This window comes from Paenibacillus sp., from assembly GCF_035645235.1.
Classification (GTDB): domain Bacteria; phylum Bacillota; class Bacilli; order Paenibacillales; family YIM-B00363; genus Paenibacillus_AE.
This window is the reverse complement of the sequence record NZ_DASQMZ010000069.1, coordinates 1-3,710: the sequence shown is the minus strand read 5'-3', so window position 1 is coordinate 3,710 and position 3,710 is coordinate 1. Positions and strand designations below refer to the sequence as shown.

Here is a 3,710-nt window from a genome sequence, read left to right as displayed (position 1 = left end):
AGCGACGCCTGCAGCGCCGACATGAGATCGACAACGTTCGTGCGGCGCGGCTCGGGAGCCACCTCGAAGTCTTGCCCCGCGATCTTCGCTTGAATGAGACCCATCACTTGCTCGCGGTAGTCGTCGTGGTACTTGCCCGGGTCGAACGGGACCGACAGCTGGTCGATGAGCATCTTCGCCATCGTCAGCTCCCGTTCGCTCACGACGCCGCGCGTCGTATGCAGGTTCGGTACGTTCTGCGCGGGACGCACCTCGTCCGGATAATAAATCGTCTCCATCGAGATGCAGCCGTCCACGATTCGAATCGCCGCGAGCGACGATTTGTTGCGGATCGTCACCTTGGCGATGCCGATCTTGCCGGTGTCGGCGAGCGCCGCGAGCAGCAGGCCGTACGCGTTGGCGCCGGTGTCGCCGGGGCCGAGGTAATACGTTTTCTGAAAATAAATCGGGTCGATCTCGCTCAGGTTCACGAAGTCGACGATTTTGATTTCGCGGCTCGCATCCGCGCTTAACGCATCGAGCTCGTCCTTGTCGAAGCGGACGAAGCGTCCCTTTTCATATTCGAAGCCCTTGACGATCTGTTCGTTCTCGACCGGCGTCTCGCAATGCGGGCAGCGGCGGCTGTAGGAGATCGGCGTGCCGCACGCCCGGTGCAGCATCCGCATCGAAATATCCTTGTCCTCCGTAGCGGCGTACATCTTTACCGGGATGTTTACGAGACCGAAGCTGATCGCGCCTTTCCAAATCGTGTGCATGGTTGCGTTGCCCTCCGTCCGTCGAATTTGCGCTTAGTATGCGCGTCTCGGAACGGAAAAAACCCCCGCCGCGGTCGCGAAACCGTTGCGGGGGGCGGGATATGCGTCAGCTGACGATCTTCTCGATCTCCGTATCGACGCGGGCGAGGTCGACGAACTCGTTGCCGATGCGCACGAGCGGCTGAAACAGCTCGGTCGTATGATTGAGCACGATTTCCCCGATGCGGCCGTCCGTCAGCACGGCGAGCTTGCCGATAAAATTCGGGATCATGCGGCGGATGAACGTCTGCGTGATCATCGGGTCGAGCTCGGTAAAGCTCAGGTCGTACAGCTCCTTCAGCACCACGAACAAATCCCGCTTCTGCTGATATACGCGCGAAGAGATCATGGCGCTGTAAATATCGGCGACGGCGACGATTTTCGAAACCGGATGCACCCATTCGTACGTAATGCCGAAGGGGTAGCCTTTGCCGTTGGCGCGTTCGTGATGCTGCAGCGCGGCGTAGGCGGCCACGCGATCGTGCACGCTGTTCATCACGATCTCGTACCCGTATTCGGTGTGCCGCTTGATTTCGTCGTATTCCTCGTCGGTAAGGCGCGACGGCTTCAGCAGAATCGTCTTGTGGATTTTGCTCTTGCCGATATCGTGGAGGAAGCCGGCTTTGCCGACGCCGTATGCCTCCTCCTCGGAGTAATTCAGCCACTTCGCGATATAATACGAGAGCATCCCGACCTGAATGCAATGCTCGTAGGTGTAATCGTCCTTCGAGTCCAGCGAAAGCAGCAGGCCGACGACGTCGGTTTCCTGCCGCATCGATTCGACCAGCGGATCGTAGGTTTGATCGACGACCTCCGGCTTGATGAAGCCGTTCTGGAACGCTTCGTCGAACATCGTCTTCATCCGGCCGACGGCGATGTCGTACTGAGCCTGAAATGCGGTATCCGGGGCGTCATGCGGATTCGGCGCGTTCGGGCGGGCGTCGTCGATCTCGACGTATTCGATTTGGTGGCGCAGCAGCAACGCGATGTGCACGTCGGTCATGATCGTACCCGGCGCCAAAACATGTAAGCCGCTCGGTGTATAGACATGCTCTCGGAGCAGGTCGCCCGCGTGCACCTTCGTAATGTGCAGCCTCATTCGGGGGAGCACCTCGGTTCGGTTCGTCAACAAGCAAAAGTAACCATTGCCCACTAATGATATAGCACTTTAGAAGGATTGTCGACACGGTTTTTTCAGCTAGTTGCGGGGCGCAGGGAAGGCTGGCTGCCGGAAGCAAACCTGTAAAAATGATAAAATCTACTTTATCGGTGCCATAACGCGACAGCGGGTTCCATGTTATATTTCGATGTAAGCGGTAACATTGGAGATAAACGGAGGAAGCGGAATGAAACAGCTGGTGGCGGTCGCTCCGCGCAAGGCGGCGCTCGTAGACATCGACGGAGGAACGACGGGACCGCAGCAAGCCCGGGTGAAGGTGACTCACGCCTCGCCGAAGCACGGCTCGGAGCTGGCCGCCTTTCGGAACGAGAGTCCGCATCGGAACGAATATTACGACGAAGCGTGGAGAGCGTTCTTGCCGCGGGAGAAGCCGGACGATCGGGAAGGGCCCTTCGGGGCTTGGAACCTCGGCAACCAATGGGTCGGGATCGTGACGGAGGTCGGCGCGGAAGTAACCGACTACGCGGTCGGGGACCGGGTCTGCGGCTACGGCGGCATTCGGGAGGAGCATCTCGTTCGCGCCGTCGACAACTATTATCTGAAGAAAATGCCGAGCGGGATGTCATGGAAAAACGCCGTCTGCTTCGATCCCGCGCAATTCGCGCTCGGCGGCGTCCGCGACAGCGGGCTGCGCTTAGGCGATGCCGTCGCGGTGATCGGACTCGGCGCGATCGGGCAGCTGGCGGCGCAGATGGCGAAGCTGGCGGGGGCGAGCTACGTGGCGGTCGTCGACCCGATCGAGCTGCGGCGGGAGGCCGCGCTCCGACACGGCGCCGACGCGGCGTTCGACCCGAATGCGTCGGACGTCGGGCTCGAGCTGAAGAAGGCGACGGGAAAGCGCGGCGTCGACGTCGTCATCGAGACGAGCGCCAACGAATTCGCCCTTCAACAAGCGCTTCGCGGGGTCGCCTACGGCGGAACGATCGCGTACGTCGGCTGGGCGCGGCCGTTCCGAGGCGGCATGGATTGGGGCAAGGAAGCCCACTTCAACAACGCGAAGATCGTATTCTCCCGCGCCTGCAGCGAGCCGAATCCGGACCATCCCCGATGGAGCTGGCGGCGGATCGAAGACGAGTGCTGGGCGCTGCTTTCGGCCTCGAAGCTGCAATGCGAGGACATCGTATACCCGGTCGTACCGTTGGAGGAAGCGGCGTCGGGGTACGAGACGTACGTTGATCGCCGTCCGGAGCTCAGCATTAAGCTGGGCGTCGACTTGACGGGCCTGTAATTTCGATAAGAGGGTGACGCGGCATGGACAGGTGGCATGACAGCTTGCTGCGCAAGGCGCAGCTCGAAATCGACGCTTTCGACATTCACGTCCGGCGGGAGATGAATACCGTCCGGCGGACGTCCTCGCATTACATCGTCTCCTATCATAAGACGGGCGAGGCGAAGCTTAGAATCGGGAAAGACGTCTTCGACATCAAGCCGGGCTCGGTCATTACGATTCCGCCGAACGTGGAGCACGACCATTACAAGACGTCGTCCGACGAGACGGTATTTCTGTGGTGGCACTTTACTTATAAGATCGCCGGCGTCTTCGACGCCTTGCGTATGTTTTCGATTCCGTACGTCTTTCAGCTTAGGGATACCGACGCGTTCGAGCGGGTGTTTCATCAACTGAAGGACGTGCTCGGCGACAAGCAGCCGCTCAGCTCCATCCTCAAGCAAGCGAAGGCGCTGGAACTGCTCTATCTGCTGCTGAACAACGCGCTGCTCGAGACGCGGCCGGACGC

Annotated in this window: 4 protein-coding genes; 2 read left to right on the top strand and 2 right to left on the bottom strand. The window is 60.1% G+C overall.

Translation table 11 applies throughout. The features are described from left to right. On the bottom strand, positions 1-755 hold a 755-nt coding region (locus tag VEZ38_RS06430; protein WP_324892520.1), incomplete at its 3' end, for a Ku protein. Between the two features lie 106 nt (positions 756-861). Continuing rightward, positions 862-1,893, bottom strand: coding sequence for an HD-GYP domain-containing protein (locus VEZ38_RS06425; RefSeq protein WP_324892519.1), 1,032 nt, complete (start codon positions 1,891-1,893; stop codon positions 862-864). 247 nt (positions 1,894-2,140) lie between these two features. On the opposite strand from VEZ38_RS06425, the gene VEZ38_RS06420 reads away from it, so the two are divergent. Beyond that, positions 2,141-3,202, top strand: coding sequence for a zinc-binding alcohol dehydrogenase (locus VEZ38_RS06420; protein WP_324892518.1), 1,062 nt, complete (start codon positions 2,141-2,143; stop codon positions 3,200-3,202). Between the two features lie 23 nt (positions 3,203-3,225). After that, positions 3,226-3,710: AraC family ligand binding domain-containing protein (locus VEZ38_RS06415; RefSeq protein WP_324892517.1), on the top strand; the 485-nt coding region annotated here is incomplete at its 3' end.